Consider the following 13,828-nt stretch of genomic DNA (forward strand, 5'->3'; position numbering starts at 1 on the left):
AGTTAATTTAATGGATTGGAAATCGGCCTCATCCTACTATGAAACCCGTCTCAGTGATGTCTTAAATATCCAACATTTTGCCGTTGACTTAGCCAAACTTCCCCAAGCTGAAGTTCCCTCTAAATTAACAGAAATCCTCCTGCAAGAGGCAATACCTGCTAACCGTCAACTCGAAAGACTGAGAAAAAGAGAATTTCGTATTGCTGTGGTTGGCTTAGAAAAGGCGGGAAAAAGTACCTTTATTAACGCATGGTTAGAATGTGATTTACTTCCTGCCAAAGGAGGAAGATGTACCTTTACCACCACGCAAATTTATTCCGTTAAAAGCGAATCTGAACAAAGATTAGAAGTGCAAACCCGCAGCGAAGAACAATTTATTCATCTTCTCAAAGAATTAGAAACCGTTGGCGCAAAAGAAGACTTAAACACCATTAGAGAAAACGAAATCACCCTAAAACAAGTCAGACGAGAAGGTAATTTAGTTATTCCTTTTACTCGACTAGAAGACATCCGAGAACAACTAAAAAAATACGTTGCTGATGAAAAATACGCCCATGCGGTCCTAGAAGCACGACTTTATACTAATAAACTCGCTCAAGCAGAAGGAATCGTCTTTTATGATGTTCCTGGTTCAGATTCTGGGTTAGCCAAGCACGTTGATGAAGCACAACAAATGTTATCAGACTGTGATGCAGTCATCGTGATTCAGCGTTTTCGCAGTATTAGAGAAGCCGAATTAGAAATTATTAAATTTACCGAACAAGGTGATAAGAATGTCACCATTGCTGATAAGTTATTTGTCTTTTTAAGTCATATTGACTCTCTTGGTAGCCCAGAAGCCCTTAAAACTCATATTACAGAAGCCTCTCAGGATTGGTCAAAACGCGCTAATTTACCGGTTAATCGCATTGTTTCTGGTTCAGCAGGAGCTTATTTAATCTTAAATAATCTGGCGGAAGAACATACTCAATTAGAAATCGGAAAAGCCAGCAATATTCAAGATAAATTAAAAACTTTGACTGGAATTATAGATGATGAAATGTTAAGAACTCAAGCGACAGGAATCCCTGAAATTAAACAAAAAATCTTTAATTATATTAATACTGAGCGAGTAGCAATTCTCAAGAAACGCTGTGAAGCTTCCATTGATAAAATTGTCAGCACCTCAGAAGATATTCACCATTTTGTCAGTCAAAGATTTCCCGAAAATCCTGAAGAAGCACAACGCTTTGAAGAGGAAAGAAGAAGAATTGATTTTTCAGAATGGTGGCATAGAAAATGGGAACAGATAAAAGCTGATTTACAAAACTTTTATGAAACATCTGCCATTAACAAACCCTTAGAAAAAGTTAATAACGAATCTTCTAGTAGTATCGAAAAGTTTAAAGAACGCTATGGGCAACTGTTAGCCAGTGAAATGGCAAAATTAAGACAAGAAACTTTAAGAAAAAAAGAAATTATTTTTGATGCAAATTCTTTTCCAGACTTCGACAAGGCAAAAGCTAATTATGCTTGGCGGGATGACTTGTATGGGGATGTTAGAAAATTTTTGGATGCCCTTGCTCGACAATTAGCGGCAGAATTAAAAGATGAAGCTTTAAAATTAGTCGATTATATGTCCTCTTTATTATGGGGAAGTTCTCAAGTAAAAGAACGATTAATTGGTTATTCAGAACAGGAGTTTTTAACTCGCTTAGAAAATAGCTTATCAGTGTTATTTTTAAGATTTGCTCGTCCCGTTGCTGAAGCATTAATTCGCGGTCCTGTTAACAGTGATACCCGCAGCCAAATTGTCAAATCCTTAGGAGCTGATGTGGAACTGATTGATAACTATTATCAAGGAGATGAACCTGCTTTTAGAGTCTTAAAAAAATACGTTAAGTATGGTTCTGATTTACTCTTTGATCCTAATCTTCGTCAACAGGTGTTAGGTGTAACAGAAATTGCCAAAAACGTTATCGGAATGACGGTAGATACAGTTGGGGTTAATTGGATCGATTTGGCTGACCAATTAACCCCACCCAGAGACGTTGTTACCTTTGAAGTAACTAATGATATTAACGCTTTTGAAGAATATCTACGCCATGGTATTTTTGAAGCTGCAGGATTTGAGTCCTACTGTATTCAAGAATTAAGAGGATTAGTGGATATTTTTCGAGAAAAAGAAGGAACATGGGCAGGTGTCGCCCAAAACGAATGGTATAAGGAGAATCCTCAGCTTGTAGCAGAATTACCCGCTAATTTGAAATCTCAAGAATTTAATTTAGAAGTTAGTGAACGACTGAGACAATTAGCAATTGCCTTGAAAAGAAATAGTTCCTCTTAATAACGTCAGTTCGGGTTAGGGGAATTTTCTCAGGACTCGGACGGGAGAAGGAAAGTTTTAACCCGGGACAGGATCAAGCTTTCAGCTAATCCAGGATTCGGGTTAAATAGACTCTAATAGATTGTATCCCGTTGACGGGCGGGGCGATCGAGGGATTTAATCGCCGTTTCTAACTCCTCGACGGTCAAACAGGTACCGCCCAGGGCCCCGGCCATAGTGGTAATATGTTCTTCCATGAGAGTACCACCGAGATCGTTGCAACCCCAGTTTAAGGCTTCTGTCGCCCCCTGTAAGCCCAATTTTACCCAACTGGGTTGATGATTTTTAATGCTATTGCCCAGATAAATCCGCGCCACTGCTGTTAATTTTAATGTATCGGCTAAAATTGGTTGATCCCGTCCGACTCGATTTCTCAGGGGTTTGGGGGCCGATTGTCCCACAAAAGGCAATAAAATAAATTCGGTGATTTTAGCCGGATAATTATTTGCTAGGGCGATTTCTTGCTGTTTTCTAATTTTTTCAAGGTGCTGCACCTGTTGACTAGGGGTTTCAATATGACCGCAGAGCATGGTACTGGTGGTATGTAACCCCAAGCGATGGGCAATACCGACTATTTCTAACCAAGTGGCGGCATCGATTTTTTCTGGACAAATTACCCGTCTTACCTCATCGACTAACACCTCGGCAGCCGTCCCCGGTAGAGAATTCACTCCTGCTTCTTGCAGGGAAGCGATAACTTTTTCGTAACTTAAACCGTCTTCTCTAGCGATAAATTGGACTTCTTGGGGCGAAAAAGCGTGTAAATGCAGGTTGGGAAAGGCTTGTTTCAGGTTTTTAACAATTTCTAGGTAATAGTCTAAGGAATTGCCCTTAATCTTGGCTTTTGGGTTTAATCCTCCCTGCATACAAATTTCCGTCGCCCCACGATGGACAGCATCCGCCGCTTTAGCGATAATTTCCTCTAAATTAAGCCAGAAGGCCCCTTCTTCATTTTCATCGCGTCTGAATGCACAAAAACTGCAATGCTGCTCACAAATGTTACTAAAATTAATGTTGCGATTGATCACGTAGGTGACGGTATCTCCCACCTGTTGACGACGCAAAAAGTCGGCCGTTTCCCGAATCTGGGCAATTAAACGGTTATCGGTAGTTTCTAGCAAGATAATCGCTTCTTTTGCCGATAAATTTGCCCCTGACCGCGCTTTTGCCAAAATATCGGTTACGGGTGCGGTGATGGAGGAGTTAGTCACGGGAAATAAATATTGAGGGTTGCCGATCCTAATTGTAGAACGAGGTCAGAAGGAACAGTAAAGAAAGAGAGCCGATTTAATCCTTTTTCTGTTCCCTATTCCCTTGTCTGCACGCGGTAATTTCCGGTTGAGAGCCTTTATTGCAGGGTGGTTTGTTTTTCCTGTTCTTTTTGTTGACGTTTTTTCTTTTCCGCTTCTAGAGCATCTTCGATAACCTTGAGCAGCTGATCCATTTTATCGAGATTACCGCGATAAACATCGAGGTCTTTTTGCAGTTTTTCGCTGGAGAGATGCAGAATTTCTGAGAATTTTTGCAAAATTGGTTCGCGTTTTTCTTTTTCCTTGATTATGTCTGGTTGTGCTTCGGCTAAAATAGTATAAAGACCGATGGCAAACAGGCGACTATACTTAAACTTGGGCGCATTAATCACCGAAACTAAACTATCAGACAACTGATTGTTACCACCTAGGGCAGGGTTTTGCAGTTGGGAAAGCAAGGAATCAATATTAGTTTCTTTGGCAATAGCGATCATATTTTCGGCATCATGACGATAGACTTCGGGATTACCGTTAACCGCTTGGCACAAAGCATTAAAAATATTCGGTTTATCTTCCCCCGGACGATAGCCTTCCATGAACTTCTCGAAAGAAGTAACCACACCAAGGGCATAAATTGGATCATAATGGAAATCTACATTAACAGAGAGCAGGTGCATCTCGACTAATAATTCCTCAACCACGCGCCGATACACCGAATTGATGGGGCGGGTGTGGCGAGTATAAAAATCACGCTTACTATCGGAAACAGTACGAATTTTGTCCACAGAACCAAACTTCATAAAAATTTAACACTGCTCTCATTTTCCCCCTTCTCGTTCCCCCTGACAAGGCCGGTGATCACCAAAGAGCCACCAGCAGTCAGTCCCCAGAGAGCAAAAGAACGAGTAAGATATAAAGATAAGGACATGGAAAAATCGAGATAATTAGCCGATACTGCCTCTACCAATCGCTTTTTTACTTTTCACTTTTCACTTGACTATATGGCCAATCAAGACGACAAAATCAAAATTATCACTGATAACCGGCAAGCACGCCATCTCTACGAGATTTTAGAGACTTTTGAAGCGGGGGTGCAGTTGCTGGGGACCGAGGTTAAATCTGTGCGCGCTGGTAAGGTAAACCTGCGGGATGGTTACGTTTTAGTCCGCAATGGTGAAGCGGTGTTAATTAATGTTCATATTTCCCCCTACGAACAGAGTAGCGAATATTTTAATCACGACCCGCGCCGGACGAGAAAATTGTTGATGCACAAAAAGGAAATCAGCAAACTCATCGGTCAAGTGGAACAGAAAGGCTTAACTCTTGTGCCTTTGAAGATGTATTTTAAAGGTAGTTGGGTAAAAATCAGCATTGGCCTCGGTAGAGGCAAGAAATTACACGATAAACGCGAAGATTTAAAACGTCGTCAGGATCAACGGGATATGGCACGAGCGATGAAGCGTTAACCAAGACACTTATCGGACTGGCAAAGGTCTAGGTAAGAAACGAGCGAGTTTTGTTAGAGTTGAACTGTATTCGGCTCCTTGCAGCCATCACCATCCCCCTCACCTTGGATTGAAATTTATGTTAAAACTCTTGACAAAAGTAATTAAATATGCTAGGACACCCGCTTTGATCGCTCTATCCTTAGGGGTGGGTGCGGGAATTATTTTACCAAAAACAACTTTAGCCAATGGCAACCCCGGCCTAACAATTTTTAGTGGAGTCGATCGCAAGGATATCTTAGATTATTTTTTGCAATTTGGCGGTCGTCCCAAGCAAATGGATCGTTATAAACTCTATATTCCCGCGAAAAAACTCTCCCAAGGGGCTTCAGCTTTTTTTATTTCCTATCCCGATTATTTTAACGGCCAGTTTGACACCAATAAAATCGAGGTACGCATCAACGGCAAATCTTTACCTTTAAAGGAAGTGGTTTGGGATAAGGATAGTCGCGTTATTCAAATTGTCCCCGAACAAGCGATCGATCCCACCAGCAAAGTTGAAATCGTCATGTCTAATGTCAGAAATCCTGAATTAGGCACTTATTACTTTACCTGTGATGTGACTGCCTCTGGCAATATTCCCGTCCGTCTCTACGTCGGTACTTGGATTGTCAGTATTGAACCTTAAACTATTTATGGGACTTGCGCTTTGATAATGTACCTTTTGGGCGAACGCAGTTCGCCCCTACATTGTGGACAAAATCCGTTACTGTAGGGGCAGCAATTCTCATTTTGAAATAAATAGAGCATTAACCCCGATTTTGGCATGGGCAATATAGCTGAACTTCCCCCATACATATATACTATAATAGCCGAAAACCCTTATCCATCAATGGATACGCCCCTTAACTTTTCTTAATGTACCCATGTAATTTGTAACATTTCTTAATGGACAAGAATTCTCTCTATTTGCTAGAATGATAGCCATGTATATAGAAAAAGTTCCTAACCGTAATTCCCCCCCCGCCGTTCTTCTTCGGGAGTCCTACCGAGAAGGAGATCAAGTCAAAAAAAGAACCCTGGCCAATCTCTCAAAATTACCCGATGATATTATCGACAATCTGAAACTGGCTCTCAAAGGGGCAACACTGTCCATGACTGAAGGCATTCCCAATCATTTTGAAGTGATTAGAAGTCTTCCTCATGGTCATGTAATGGCTATTTTAGAGACGATTAAAAAATTAGGTTTAGATAAAATAATCAGTGAAAAATCCTCACGAATCAGAAACTTAGTGGTGGCGATGATTGTGGCAAGAATCATCAATCCTAAATCGAAACTAGCCACAGCGAGAGGGTTTAATAGCGAGACTTGTAGTCAGAGTTTAGGACAATTGTTAGACTTAGAGAAAGCCGATGAAGACGAATTATATAACGCCTTAGATTGGTTATTAGAAAAACAAGAGAAAATTGAGAAGCACCTAGCAATTAAACACTTAGAATCAGGAACATTAGTCTTGTATGATGTCACTTCTACCTACCTAGAAGGAAATGGTTGTGAACTGGGAAAATATGGTTATAACCGAGATAAAAAGAAAGGGAAAACTCAGATAGTTTTTGGTCTGCTCTGTTCAGCTAAGGGTTGTCCGATAGCGGTAGAAGTATTTGCAGGAAACACTTCAGACGGTGCTACTTTAAGCGGACAAATTGAGAAAGTCAGAAAGGGTTGGGTGATTGAGAATGTTGTCTGGGTAAGCGATAGAGGAATTTTAACCAACTCGAAAATCAACGAATTAGTAAAACCCATAGAAGGATTAGACTATATTACTGGTTTAACTAAGCCTCAAATTCGGAAACTGGCTGAGGTAGAAGTGATTCAATTAGGATTATTTGATCAGGTAAACTTGGTGGAATTTGAGAGTGAAGATTATCCCGATGAAAGATTAATTGCTTGTCGGAATCCCTTCATTGCCCAGAAAAATCAACTACAAAGAGAGGCATTATTAGAAGCGGTAGAGAAGGAACTAGATTTGATTGTTCAGGCGACTCAAAGGGAGAAAAGAGCTTTAAAGGGTCAAGATAAGATAGCTTTGAGAGTGGGCAAGGTTCTTAATCAGTTTAAGGTCAATAAATACTATAACTTAGAGATAACAGAGGAAGGCTTTTCTTATCAGCGTCAGCGGGAATTAATCGCTCAAGAAACGGCTTTGGATGGTGTGTATGTGTTAAGAACTTCTCTGGAGTCAACCTTGATGGATGCAGCGACGACGGTTAAAGCTTATAAAAGTTTGTCTCAAGTGGAGGAGGCATTTCGCTGTTATAAGTCAATTGATTTAAAGGTACGTCCTATATATCATTATAAGGGTGATAGAGTCAAAGCTCATATCTTTTTATGTATGTTGGCTTATTATGTGGAATGGCATTTAAAACAGTGCTTGGCTCCTTTGTTATTTGAGGATGAAGAAATTGATGATGGTTCTCTGAATGTGATTAAAGCGAGTCGCAGTGAATCCGCTCAGTCTAAAGAGAGAAAAAAACGGAATCAAGAGAACCTCCCTGTGCATAGCTTTCGGACTTTGTTGGAAGACCTGGGGACAATTTGCTTGAATACAGTGGAATGTACGATTAGGGAGGGAAGTTATCGTTTTTCTAAGATAACTCGACCGACCCAACTGCAACAAAAAGCGTTAGATTTATTGGGAGTTTCCCTGATTTGTACCCAGTAACGGGGCGGCGGAAATTCTCTTAATCCCTCCTACAGCATAGGTTATGGCCTTTTGTCAACGGGGAAGTCCAGTTATTTGGCTCGCAAGTCTATATTGAAGCTACGTCCACAAATCATTCAAACCCAACGGTGGATCGCTCAGGCTTATCTAAATCCTGATTTAGTTGTTCAAGAAATGACTCACTTATTAGAGTCAAGTTTATCTGAAGAAAATCATATCTTAGGACTTTCAGAGCAAATCCAAGTTACTAATACAATAGAACTATTAGCCGAACCCCTTGAGAGAACAAATTATCACGAAGAATATCAATACTTAACTAACAACTCAAAAGTTTTATCAGAAATTTTTTATGGAGATGAACAGAAACTCAAAGAAAAAATTCAGCAAGAGCAAGCCGAGGGAGAAATAAGGGAAGAAGAGTTAAGACAGTTAGCCCCAAGCGTTCTTAGGCAATTGGGAATTAGTCGTGAAAGCAGAGAAGAAAAATTCAAAGATTTGTTCTCTTTAGAATTGCCTGCTTGGCTTCAAGAATGCTTGAGTGCTTATCAATCTGATTCTGGGCAAGATAAAAGTGAAGACAATGATCTAATCTGTCGCGCCTTCAACTTTGCCTATCAATTGCACAGAGGTCAATACTGTAAGTCAGGAAAACCTTACATCACTCATCCCATCGCCGTTGCTGGCCTGTTGCGAGATTTAGGTGGGAGTAGCACTATCATTGCGGCGGGATTCCTGCACGATGTGGTGGAAGATACAGAAGTAACTCCAGAAGAAATCGAGGCTAGATTCGGTGTCGAGGTGCGTAATTTGGTGGAAGCGGTGACAAAACTCTCCAAATTCAACTTTTCTAGCAAAACTGAACGGCAAGCGGAGAATTTTCGCCGAATGTTCCTGGCGATGGCTCAAGATATCCGCGTCATCGTGGTCAAATTAGCCGAACGCCTGCACAATATGCAAACCCTCGAATACCTTAACCCGCAACAACAGCAACGCATCGCCCTCGAAACTAGAGAAATCTTTGCTCCTCTGGCTAACTGTTTAGGGATTGAGCGATTTAAATGGGAATTAGAGGATTTATGCTTTAAATACCTCGAACCCGATGCTTATCGCACCGTGCAGTTATTGGTATCGGAAAAACGTATCGATCGAGAGGCCCGCATCGAAACAGTTGTTAACACATTGCGGGAAAAATTGCAAGAAATTGGCATAAAAGTTCTTGATTTACAGGGTCGCCCCAAACATCTCTACGGCATTTATCATAAAATGCACAATCAAGGCAAAGAATTCGAGCAGATTTATGATATCGCCGCCGTCCGCATTATCGTCGAAACTAAAGAGGAATGTTATCGTTGTTTAGCCGTAGTTCACGACCAATTTACTCCGATTCCCAACCGTTTTAAAGACTATATCGGTTTACCAAAAGCTAACCGTTATCAATCTCTCCATACCACCGTTGTTGGTTTAAATGCCCGCCCCCTAGAGGTACAGATTCGCACCCTAGAAATGCACCATTTTGCTGAATATGGGGATGGGAGTGAACTAACCTCTGATGATAAAAAAAAGTTTCAGTTGCTGAGACAACGGCTAGATTGGCGGAAGGAATTTAAGGATATCCAGGAATACTGGAAATACGTGAACAGCCTGAACAATCTATTTGACGACGATGTCTATGTGTTTAATCTCCAAGGGGATGTCATCTTCCTAGCTCAAGGTTCAACTCCAGTGGATTTCGCTTACTGCATCCACACCGAGGTGGGACATCGCGTGAAAGGTGCTAAGGTTAATGGGCGTTGGACAACTTTGGACTACCCCCTGGAAAATGGGGATTTCGTAGAAATTGTCACCAGCAAGAATAGTCACCCAAGTCTAGACTGGCTCAATTTCGTGGTTACACCCAACGCCAGAAAATGCATTCTCGAGTGGTACAAGCAATCGCGAATGCAGGAAAGTGTGAGAAGTCCTAGAAAAAGAACTGGGCAGTGATGGATTTAAAAGATTCTTAGAGTCCGAATCAATGCGATCTTTAGTAGTTCAACTTAATTACAAAGTCGTTGAAGATTTATTGGCAGATTTGGGTTATAAAGAAATTACAATAGAGGACATAATGAACCCGTTGCGAGAAGCTGTCAAAACTCAGCCAGTATCGAAAAAGAACCAGAGCCGAAGACATTACTTCCGTGTCAGAACTTAGACTGGGATTCTGCCCCTCCTTCGAGTAAATCTCCCATTGTGGGTATCGAAGGTATGTTGGGTAGTGATTCGGTAGTAGTGGTAAGCCATCTTGCTTATCTGGACTGAGTTGTGTAGAATATTTACTAATAAAAATAATTGCTTGATAAATGTTGGGGATTTGCTTTTTATGATTGCTATTTTTATCAATATCTTCTCTTGGATAATTAAACTTTGGTTAAATTACGATGAAGATTTAGAACATTGTCTTCTGACAAAAGATTCACAAACTTCAACATCTTGTTGTCCTAAATGTGGTTCTTATCATACCATCAAAAATGGTTCTACACATCATGGCAAGCCGAAACGTCAGTGTAAAGAATGTGGTCGTCAGTTTGTGATCAATCCCACTAATAAAACCGTATCTGACGAAACCAAACAATTAATTGATAAACTCTTGCTCGAACGAATTTCCTACCGAATCACCACCTTTGGCTAAAGAACTAGAACAATTGCAACCTTTCTGGCAGCGTTCTGAAACTTTGCCCAAATGGGATGTGACGGTTCTGCCCTCCTAGCTGGCATCTTATTTTTACGCAAGTCCCTATTGGGGATGGGGAAATGGGGGAATGGGGAATTTAGCTAAAAACCCCAACACCCCAAAACCCTTTCAGTCCCAGAAAAAGTCAACCAAAGTCAACTATTTGCTTCCGAGTTGCCAAAATCTGAGGAATTTTCACCTATAGACTCGTTGACTGGGGAATTTTCCCCGGAGTTTAAGTTTTTGCGACTGCCTTTGTGAGAATTTTTGCCCCCTTCCCGTCCAATAGCTGCCATGTGGGACCGATCTCGGCTAACCGCTTCACCACCTTTTCGTCCCGCTTCGCGAGCTTCTTCGGAGGTAAATTCGTGGGCTGTCCCTTTTTGATGAGCAGCTTTACCACCTTTACTAGCGATTTCCCTTTGTTTAGCTTGATCCATAGAGGCAAAACCGCGTTTACTCTTACCTGTCATAATATCCCTCCTGTGTGAATGCTGATTTTAAAAGTTCTTAAAGACTTATGCGAGATTTTTAAAAGATCAAAATCATGGTCTTGTGGGTGAGCAAAACATTGAGATTGCCCCGCTTTTTTCCTCTAAGAACTATGGATCCCTACCTACGATTATAACTCATTAGCTTGACTTCTAGGGAACCAATTACAGCAATCAAAGAGCAGATTTTATGTTAAAAAATATTAAGAGAATCGAGCATTTATCAGTCTAAAGATATAGAAGTTATCTTAATAGTGAGGTACAAAGGTTGCTTTTGCAGGAGTCGGTCTTCAGTTATCAGTTATCAGTTATCAGTTATCAGCTTTTTTCTCCCTGCTCCCTTCTCCCCACTTCCCCACTTCCCACTGAAAAGGCTGCCATGCAGCCTTTATTGGGTGTGCAGGCAGCCTAAAGCCTAGTTTTTGGGGATTTAATCGGAAAAAATTAGGGTAAGACTTGGGTTTTTTCGATCAACCATTTATCTCCTTGCCGTACCAAATCATAGCGCACCTTCAAGGACTCATTATAGGAACGATTGACAATTTCCTTGCCATTATGGAAATACATGGCCTTTTCGTTGACTATCGCTTCCACCGTGGCTAAATTAGGATTTTTCGCATTATTAGTGACCGATCGCACATCCACTTGATGATCGTAGCGCCAATAGTTATTTCCCTGTAAAGCCGCCGCCCGTTTTTGCCAAATTTCCAAAGCTGAACCCGTTAAAACCTCTTTCAATGGCTCTTTTTGGTGTTCACTGCCAAAAGCCGCCGATTTTGCTGCTAACCAAGCTTGAATCGTCTCCTTGGCCTTTTCCTTGTCTAAGGGATTCCCTTCCATCACCTCCGCGTTAGCCGAAGGAATTTCTAGTATGGGAGTATTTAAAGAAATCGGTAACTGTTCCCCTTGCAAGGCTGCCAAAGGAGATTGACTATCGACAATTGCCTTTACCCCCAAGGACAAAACCACGAGCGTTCCCACTAATCCTACTCCCAATATCGCCACTCGATCGAGTCGTAGTTTTCTGCGGACTGGTCGTCTCCGTTTCGGTGCGACTAGGGCAGTTTTTACCGTTTCTACGGCTGCTGGCCCGGAGTTGCCCGCTGCTGGGTGGCGCGAGCGACTAGGACGACGACGGGGGGGATTAAGTGCTGGTTGACGATCGGCTGCTGTCACCACCACACTGCCCTGAGTATAGGGGGTGAAAGTTTCCTGCTGAGGGGTGGCTCTCAGGGCAGGTACAGCAGTGCCTGTCCGCTCACCGTTAGCTCTAGCTAAAGACGGTTTTTGGGGACGAGAATGGGAAGAATAAGCAGATTCCCTCATCGGTGTCGCTCCTGGCACTGGGTTTAAATGGGTGGGGGGGGTGTGGGTTTTGAGAACATTTACTTCCGATTCTAAAGGTTCCCCAACCTTTTCTTGAACTGACACGGGAACTTTTTCGTCAGGAAAACCTGACAATTCTTCCAAATAATTTTGTACCTCTTCCTCGGCAAAATACTCTTTGAGTGAGGCTTTCCGCTCGACTAAATCCCTAAAATGGCAGAAAACTTCTGTTTGTAACCAACGCTCACCGTAACGACATAACCCAGGTAGAAGATCGGGAGATTGCCCAGATTGTTCCTTAATATAATTTAATATTTCTTGCTCTTGACTTTTTTCTAAAATTGTGCTTGCTTGTTCGGTTTGACCGAGCAGCAGGGCGCAGATCGATCGCTCGATGGAAACATCCTGATGTTTTTGTAATTGCTGCAGGCGATCGCTGGCTGCCACAATAGCGGCGGGTTGTTTTTGGGCGAAACCGCGGGCAATCAAGGCATAAACCAGCAGATAATTACCCACCGCCGAGGGGCGTTCTGCCTCTTTTGCCCAGATTTTCTCCTGTTCGGCCTGAGTCAAATAAACCCGTAACTGTTGAATAAAGCGTAAAAAATTATCCACCCCCAACCCAGAGCGATCGTCGCCCTGGCCATCGATGCCACCGCGAGCGGCCAACATATCCTCCAAGAGATTTAAGCCCCGCTGACGGGCAAGACCGGGGTTTTTTTCTTGGGATAACAATTCCAGAACCTGGTAGGGACGCAAGCGATCGCAATCATGACGAATCTCGCCAGCCACTTGCGGGAACATTTGTTCTTGTTCCAAGCAGATCAAGGCCTTGGCTGCGGTGCTGGCCGCCTGTTCATAATTTTTATCCTGCCAATATTCCCGACTTAATTCCCCGTAGGCCAAAGCCAAGGTTAAGATCATATCTGGGCGAGTAGTTGGCTCCAAATCTAGATAAGTTTCAGCCAAACGAATCACTAACTCGTATTCTCCCAACTCTTGCAGGATGAGCAAAGCTCCCACCAGATCGGCGGGGGCAATGGTAATCTGGGGAGTGGGATATTCTGAGGAAGCGGCGGCCACCTCCCCACCCTGAGAATCGAGGTTTTCGGCGCTGCTATCTGGGTTGAGAAGCAGGGGATTGGGAGCGAAAAATTGGGCATCGTAATCACGACGGCGATCCGGATCACTTAACACTTGGTAAGCTTCATCTAACAAGTGCTGACGGGCAACGATCGCTGTTTGACTGTATTCTTGACGTGGCAATTGCCGTCCCCGATCGGCGTGGGCCAAATCAATCTGCTCGGCATTCACCTGAAAAGGGATTCCCAATATCCTGTAGTAGTCAAGAGGAATTCGCACGGTTAGCTGTACCTCAACTCTGGAGAGTCCTTAGTGAATTAAATGATGTAAGTGAGAGCGGAGCGAGTAAAATAACAAGATACCATCTTATCCTAGCCAATCTCTGACTGACTAAGATTAGATTTGAGAGAGAAAATACCAAGAACCCCTTGGTTT

At 42.3% G+C, this 13,828-nt stretch carries 9 protein-coding genes and 2 pseudogenes; 6 read left to right on the plus strand and 5 right to left on the minus strand.

Annotated features, from left to right (window positions below; all coding sequences use genetic code 11):
• Nucleotides 1–10 precede the first annotated feature (10 nt).
• On the plus strand, nt 11–2,326 hold the full coding sequence (locus ACQY1Y_RS12225) for a dynamin family protein (protein WP_430012834.1): 2,316 nt from the start codon (nt 11–13) through the stop codon (nt 2,324–2,326).
• A 113-nt stretch (nt 2,327–2,439) separates the two neighbouring features.
• On the opposite strand, the gene cofH is transcribed toward ACQY1Y_RS12225, so the two are convergent.
• The 3 genes from cofH to ACQY1Y_RS12240 form a co-directional block, all read right to left on the minus strand.
• Complete coding sequence (cofH, locus tag ACQY1Y_RS12230) at nt 2,440–3,576, minus strand: 7,8-didemethyl-8-hydroxy-5-deazariboflavin synthase subunit CofH (RefSeq protein WP_430012835.1); 1,137 nt, start codon at nt 3,574–3,576, stop codon at nt 2,440–2,442.
• Between the two features lie 137 nt (nt 3,577–3,713).
• Entirely contained in the window at nt 3,714–4,400 is a 687-nt protein-coding gene (gene psb29, locus ACQY1Y_RS12235) for a photosystem II biogenesis protein Psp29 (RefSeq protein WP_180995430.1), read from the minus strand.
• A gap of 11 nt (nt 4,401–4,411) precedes the next feature.
• Entirely contained in the window at nt 4,412–4,543 is a 132-nt protein-coding gene (locus ACQY1Y_RS12240) for a hypothetical protein (RefSeq protein WP_256094100.1), read from the minus strand.
• A gap of 73 nt (nt 4,544–4,616) precedes the next feature.
• Between ACQY1Y_RS12240 and smpB the strand changes: the two genes are divergently transcribed.
• The 5 genes and pseudogenes from smpB to ACQY1Y_RS12265 form a co-directional block, all read left to right on the plus strand.
• The gene (gene smpB, locus ACQY1Y_RS12245) at nt 4,617–5,081 is read left to right on the plus strand and encodes an SsrA-binding protein SmpB (RefSeq protein WP_002732921.1); all 465 of its coding nucleotides are present in this window, start codon (nt 4,617–4,619) and stop codon (nt 5,079–5,081) included.
• 118 nt (nt 5,082–5,199) lie between these two features.
• Nucleotides 5,200–5,748, plus strand: coding sequence for a DUF2808 domain-containing protein (locus ACQY1Y_RS12250; RefSeq protein WP_002733402.1), 549 nt, complete (start codon nt 5,200–5,202; stop codon nt 5,746–5,748).
• A gap of 298 nt (nt 5,749–6,046) precedes the next feature.
• On the plus strand, nt 6,047–7,783 hold the full coding sequence (locus ACQY1Y_RS12255; protein WP_430014673.1) for an IS1634 family transposase: 1,737 nt from the start codon (nt 6,047–6,049) through the stop codon (nt 7,781–7,783).
• Nucleotides 7,784–8,236: 453 nt separating this feature from the next.
• Nucleotides 8,237–9,923 (plus strand): annotated as a pseudogene (locus ACQY1Y_RS12260) (RelA/SpoT family protein); the annotation flags it as partial.
• 300 nt (nt 9,924–10,223) lie between these two features.
• Nucleotides 10,224–10,427 (plus strand): annotated as a pseudogene (locus ACQY1Y_RS12265) (IS1/IS1595 family N-terminal zinc-binding domain-containing protein); the annotation flags it as partial.
• A gap of 221 nt (nt 10,428–10,648) precedes the next feature.
• On the opposite strand, the gene ACQY1Y_RS12270 reads toward ACQY1Y_RS12265, so the two are convergent.
• Together ACQY1Y_RS12270 and ACQY1Y_RS12275 are read right to left on the minus strand one after the other, a co-directional pair.
• The gene (locus ACQY1Y_RS12270; protein ID WP_002732376.1) at nt 10,649–10,966 is read right to left on the minus strand and encodes a KGG domain-containing protein; all 318 of its coding nucleotides are present in this window, start codon (nt 10,964–10,966) and stop codon (nt 10,649–10,651) included.
• 462 nt (nt 10,967–11,428) lie between these two features.
• The gene (locus ACQY1Y_RS12275; protein ID WP_430012836.1) at nt 11,429–13,672 is read right to left on the minus strand and encodes an IMS domain-containing protein; all 2,244 of its coding nucleotides are present in this window, start codon (nt 13,670–13,672) and stop codon (nt 11,429–11,431) included.
• Nucleotides 13,673–13,828: the final 156 nt, after the last annotated feature.

The sequence above is a fragment of the Microcystis ichthyoblabe FBCC-A1114 genome (assembly GCF_050500245.1).
Lineage (GTDB): Bacteria > Cyanobacteriota > Cyanobacteriia > Cyanobacteriales > Microcystaceae > Microcystis > Microcystis ichthyoblabe_A.

Excerpts from the sequence above, each read along its gene's own strand:
- ACQY1Y_RS12225 (WP_430012834.1), top strand. The coding sequence starts at position 11 with ATGGATTGGAAATCGGCCTCATCCTACTATGAAACCCGTCTCAGTGAT.
- ACQY1Y_RS12240 (WP_256094100.1), bottom strand. The coding sequence starts at position 4,543 with ATGTCCTTATCTTTATATCTTACTCGTTCTTTTGCTCTCTGGGGACTG.
- smpB (WP_002732921.1), top strand. The coding sequence starts at position 4,617 with ATGGCCAATCAAGACGACAAAATCAAAATTATCACTGATAACCGGCAA.
- ACQY1Y_RS12250 (WP_002733402.1), top strand. The coding sequence starts at position 5,200 with ATGTTAAAACTCTTGACAAAAGTAATTAAATATGCTAGGACACCCGCT.
- ACQY1Y_RS12255 (WP_430014673.1), top strand. The coding sequence starts at position 6,047 with ATGTATATAGAAAAAGTTCCTAACCGTAATTCCCCCCCCGCCGTTCTT.
- ACQY1Y_RS12270 (WP_002732376.1), bottom strand. The coding sequence starts at position 10,966 with ATGACAGGTAAGAGTAAACGCGGTTTTGCCTCTATGGATCAAGCTAAA.